Below are 5610 nucleotides of genomic sequence, written 5' to 3' on the forward strand. Positions count from 1 at the left end.
GAGCTGAGGGGATTGAACAGGGCATCGAAAAAGGTTTAGAACAAGGACTTGAACGTGGAAAACTTTTTGCCTTTCTGGATATGGTTCGCCAAGGACTTCTGACTTCCGAGGTTGCCAGCCATCAGCTGGGTATGAGCGTCGCTGAGTTTGAGTCGCTATTGAAAAAACATTACAAATAAGACCTAAAAAAATACAGAGAAACCAGCAAAGACGAGGTTCGTAAACCATGGTTGGAGTTTTTTGGGAATAAACCTTTTACCCAGGAACCCGAGCGAGCCATCAGTCAAGCAGACCAACTGCTAGACTATAAGAGCTGGTCCGAGGAGGACAGGGAGATGTTTAGTGAACAACGCAGACGCGAAGAACAAGCCTTGTTAGCACAGGACTATGCCTTGGAGCAAGCTGAAGAAAAAGGGTTGGAGAGAGGTCGTGCAGAGGGGATTGAACAGGGTTTAGAGCGTGGTCACATGATTACAGCCTATGAGAATGTGGCTCTCTGGCATGAACACGACATTTCCCACTCATCAGCTGAGCGTATCATCACACCTGATACGACCATCTTGATTGACTACATGCTCAACCGTTTTGGAAATATCGTCAAGAACTTGACGGTCTTACCAGAAAACATGATCCGCAACATGAACGCGACTTTTGGTCTGATCTTTAGCCAACGTGCCATGTTGACCTTGATTGAACAAGGCATGACCCGTGAGCAAGCCTATGACTTGGTACAACCAAAAACAGCCTACTCTTGGGACAAGCAAGTAGACTTCAAACTACTTCTGGAAGCAGATCCAGAGGTGACATCACGTTTGACACAAGAGGAAATCGATGAGATTTTCAACCATCTTTACTATACCAAACGAGTGGAGCCTATCTTTGAACGTTTAGGATTAGGATAATTAGAAAAAATCGAATTTCTATGACTCCATTTATAGGAGTAGCAGAACTTCGATTTTTATGTTATCTTAAAGCCCTTTGCTAAAAAATATAGTAGATTGAAACTAGAATAGTACACCTCTGCTTCTAAAACATGGTTAGAAATCGATTTGATTGTCCTGATTGATTTGTCCTATTTCTATTTCATTTTACTATAGAACCGTCCCATAAGGAGAGAGATTGGAAAATCTCCAGACTAGAGAAGTCAGCGACTTTTTTTGAATCTTGTTCCTTAAAGCTAGTCGTCTTTTTCAAATGACCTGAATCTGCTTTAAAGCTGCCCCTACTGAAGGGAGAGCACAATCAAACTGTGCCGCAATTTCCCTGAAAGCAGCCTCGATATGAGCCTCTACAAAAGCTTTCGATTTTTGATGACTGGCTCTTTCCGCTCTCAGTGTCCTTGTTCACCTCATTTCTTTTCTTAGCTGAAGAGAGTTCTGAGACCAAGATCAAAAACTTTGGCTGCCTCGGCAGGCCTGTGTTCTTTTTTGATGCCATCCAATGCTCCTTGTTTAAAATCAGTAGGCTAGGCCATGGCTTTCTGATAACCTGCTTGTTTAAAACTGAGCAGCTATAGTAAGTGGTCAAGACTAGTCAAGTAGTCAGGAGAGGCAAGGAGCCGCTATCTTCTGTTCTATGGCAAGCAATCAGAATAGCTAGTGATATCACTGGCAGTTTCTCTTTTTTAGGCTCCTTGCATGTTGTCATATTCAAATGATGCCAATGAAAAAGGCGCACCCCCTTACATTTTTTCTACTTATTTTGTCGAGGCTAGTGAAAAAGATAGAGTTATTTTGAAAAAATAATATTTATAGAAATTAAGGGTTGAGTGAATCCTAAAAAATCAGAGCATAAGATGTCATAAGAATCTGTAAATCCTTAACAAATTCATAAAATAATAAAAAACATGGATAAAAAAACCGAATAAAATTCACGAAAATCGAAAAAATGTTTTTTTTTTTTTTTAGCAAAATATTAGCAAACAAAAAAGTTGCATATATCTTGGTAATTATGTATCATAGTAAAGTAAATCTATGCATAGAGGAAGTCTCCTTCTATAAGGAAGGAGGAGCCTCTCTTATGTAGAAAAATATAATCCTAAAGGAGATTTAAGTAATGGACAAGAAAGTATCCATGAGTCGTTCTGAGCGCCTGCGTCGTGAGAAGGTCACGCGTTATTCTATTCGTAAATATAGTTTTGGTGCGGCCAGTGTGGCAGTAGCGGCTCTATTTATGTTTTTGGGGAACGGAGCAGTGTCAGCTGATGAGAATGGCACAGACCCACAAGGCGGAGCCGCTGTGGCAGCTAGCCCTAACGGAGGGGGGAGGCTGACCCAGGAGATGGAGCACCGTCTACTGGTGCAGAAAATCAAAAACCTGTAGCGGTAATCTCCTATTCTCGTCAGGATGAAAAGGAAATTTTTGTTTATAATGAGGAAGATGCAAATATTGAAATTCCTGTCTACGATGATAGTGGGGAAATTCTTTATGCAACATTCAAAAAGGGTTCGAATCAGGCATTTAGGAAAGTTACCGGAGCAGAGAATAAACTTAACCTTGAGTATGGCTATACTGGAACGGTAATTAATGAAGATATGTCTAACAATACAACTCCTTCTTCTGCTTCTGGTACTCCTGCTACTCAAGCTACTCCTGCTACAATTACTATTTCAGGGAAACCAGATGATAGTCTAAAAAGACATAACGGATATACAAAAAGAGAGGAACAAGCACTAAAAATTGGGACGCGTTATGTAAAGGTTGGTGATAAACAAGGTCTGAATAATGTTGTAAACTCTGGGCAAAAAATAGATCCAGGATATATATCTCTTGTTCTTAAATCTCAAACCTACAAATATAGCATCCAGGAACCAGCAACCAATGCTGATAAAATTAGTGTCTCAAATATTGACAATTTAACTGAACAAGATATTGAAAAAATTAAAACTCAGCTTAAAGTTGAATATTCTAAAACTAGCCAGGACGCTAGACTAGAGTCTAAAAAAGGAACTGTTGTAGAACCTCGTGATTCAGTAGTGGGGAGTGTAAATGTAGCGGATGGAAACGTCACTGTAACCTATAAAGACGGTTCAACAGATGTGGTTCCAGTTGATCGTGTAGCACGTACCAATCAACCTCCAACAGTAGATATTCCATACTCAGATGAAGCTAAACGAGAAATTTATGTCTATGGTGCAGAAGAGAACTCGTTTGATATTAAAATCAAAGATGATTCGGATAAGGTTTCAAAAGCCACACTGGAACAATGGGGAAGCAATGCTTTCAAACCTGTAGACGGTGAGACTGATAAAATCAATACTCAGTATGGATATACAGCAAACGAGTTTAAAACTGAAACACCAGCATCGAACGCGACACCAGCGGTTATCAGATACTCAGGTACTCCGAAGGCAGTAGATAATTTATCACAAGATAGCCTAGACGCAGCAACAAAAGGAGAAACTCCACAGGGATTGCCTTTAGGTTGGCGTTATGTGACAGTTACAGATGTCGAAGGAACAAAATTCGCTGGTTCTGGAAAGGATGCCGCTAACGACCATGCCTTCCGTGTCATGCTTAAGCCACAAACTCAAAAATATGATGTTACAAAACCGGCAGAAGAATCCGCTAAGTTCCCAGTAGTTGATGCTAATAACGTAACAGATGCAGAGTTTAAGAAACTAGTCGGTGAAAACAATGCAAATATTAAACTTCACTATTCTGCAAAAAATACAGATGCTAACTTAGTATCAAAACGCAATGAAAACGTTGACGATAAAGAAACTAAGATTAAATCTGTTACAAAAGTAGATAACAATATGGTGGTGACGTATAATGATGGATCTACAGATACATTACCATTAACAGAGTTTGCACGCACAAATGCTGCTCCGACAGTTGAGATTCCATACTCAAATGAAGCTAATAAACAAATCTATGTTTATACAGGTGAAAACACTGATCTAACTTTCAAAGGTACAGATGAAAATGAAGTTAAAAATCTTTACCTACGTGGACCTGGAGATGTTTCAGAGAATAACGCGAATCGCTATGGATTTACAACAGGTAAAGTTGAAAATGGTGCAGTGACTGGAGAAGGTTCAGTATCTGAAGATAAGAGAACAGCTACTATCAAGATGACTGGTAAAACTAATCTAGCAGCTGGTAAACAGTGGACAAGTTTCGTCGTTTCTAAAGATAATGACGGTAAACTTTCAAACACTGATTACAGAGCGCTAGATAAAGATCCTAATGCGAGACAAAAACCAGGATATGTTCGATTCGTAGTTAAAAATCAAACATCTAAATATGATATAGCAACTCCAACTGAAAAAGTTGCTGTAGCAGACCCAGCTAACGTAACAGAAGCAGACTTAGATAAAATCAAAGAAAAATTACAAATTGAGTATGCTCAAACTAATGATGATGCCAACTTTGCAGACAAAAAAGGTAAAACTGTAGATGCTGAAGATGCTAAGACTAAGATTAAATCAGTAGCAAAAGATAACGCTGGAAATCTTGTTGTAACCTATACAGATGGATCTACAGATAAAAGACCATTATCAGAATTTGTAACTCTTGATAAACAACCTGCGATTGATGCAGTGAACAAGGCTGCAGAAGATAAGATCGCAGAAATTAATGCTATTACAGATCCTAATACTACCGATGATGAAAAACAAGCTGCTATCGCTAAGGTAAATGCAGATAAGGAAAAAGCATTAGCAGCAATTAATGATCCTAGCCTAACAACAAAAGCTGCCTTGGATCAAGCTCAAACTGAAGGGACAACCGCCATTGCAGCAGACAATCCAGTAGTAGCTAAAAAAGCTGAAGCCAAAGCGGCAATTGAAGCAGCTCGTAAGGCCAAAGAAGATGCTATTAATGCAGACAGAAATCTATCAGAAGCTGAAAAAACAGCCGCTATTGCTAAAGCTAACGCAGCAGCCCGGGCAGCAACTGAGAAAATCGATGCAGCGACGACAGATGCAGCTGTAAATGAAGCGCAAACAGAAGCCACTACAGCCATTTCTAAAGTAAACCCAATCGCTAAAGAGAATGCTAAGGCAGCAATTGCCAATGCCTTAACAGCTAAAAATGATGAGATTGATCAGCGCACAGACCTAAGTCAAGCAGAAAAAGACGCAGCTAAAGCAGAAGCCAAAAAATTAGCTGATGCAGAATTAGCTAAAATCAACGCTCAACCTGATAATGAAGATACAGAAGATGCAGCCCGAGCAACCCAAAAACTTGTGGACGCTGCAGAAGATAAAGGTGTAGCGGATGTTACCTCTGTGACTCCAGTAGCCAAAGATGCTGCTAAGAAAGCAGTGGCAGATGAACTAGCTAAGAAAGAAGCAGAAATCGATGCCCGTCAAGATCTAACAGCTGAAGAAAAAGATGCAGCTAAGAAAGAAGCTCAAGCGAAAGCAGCTGAAGCGAACCAGGCCATTGATGCTCAACCAGATGTAGCCGCAACACCAGAAGAAGCCCAAGCAGCTCAAGAACAAGTAGATGCCGCTAAGACACAAGGTGTAGAAGCGATTAAAGCTGTGAATCCAGAAACAACTGCTAAAGCAGCCGCTGACAAAGCCATTGATGACGCTCTTGCTGCTAAGAACAAGACCATTGATGAGCGTACAGACTTGACAGATGCAGAGAAGAAAGCTG

General features: G+C 40.2%; 2 protein-coding genes and 1 pseudogene. All 3 read left to right on the forward strand.

Annotated elements, in window-relative coordinates:
• Positions 1-458: 458 nt before the first annotated feature.
• Positions 459-902, forward strand: a pseudogene (locus HT709_RS01355) (adenylosuccinate lyase); the annotation flags it as partial.
• A 1153-nt stretch (positions 903-2055) separates the two neighbouring features.
• Complete coding sequence (locus tag HT709_RS01360) at positions 2056-2322, forward strand: YSIRK-type signal peptide-containing protein (protein ID WP_172925439.1); 267 nt, start codon at positions 2056-2058, stop codon at positions 2320-2322.
• A gap of 212 nt (positions 2323-2534) precedes the next feature.
• Positions 2535-5610 (forward strand): DUF1542 domain-containing protein (locus HT709_RS01365; RefSeq protein ID WP_172925440.1); only part of this gene is annotated, 3076 nt, incomplete at its 3' end.

It is taken from the genome of Streptococcus sp. 1343, from assembly GCF_013277355.1.
Taxonomy (GTDB): Bacteria; Bacillota; Bacilli; order Lactobacillales; family Streptococcaceae; genus Streptococcus; species Streptococcus pseudopneumoniae.

What these genes read in the sequence shown, in the direction of transcription:
- HT709_RS01360 (WP_172925439.1), top strand. Translation starts at nt 2,056, where the DNA reads ATGGACAAGAAAGTATCCATGAGTCGTTCTGAGCGCCTGCGTCGTGAG.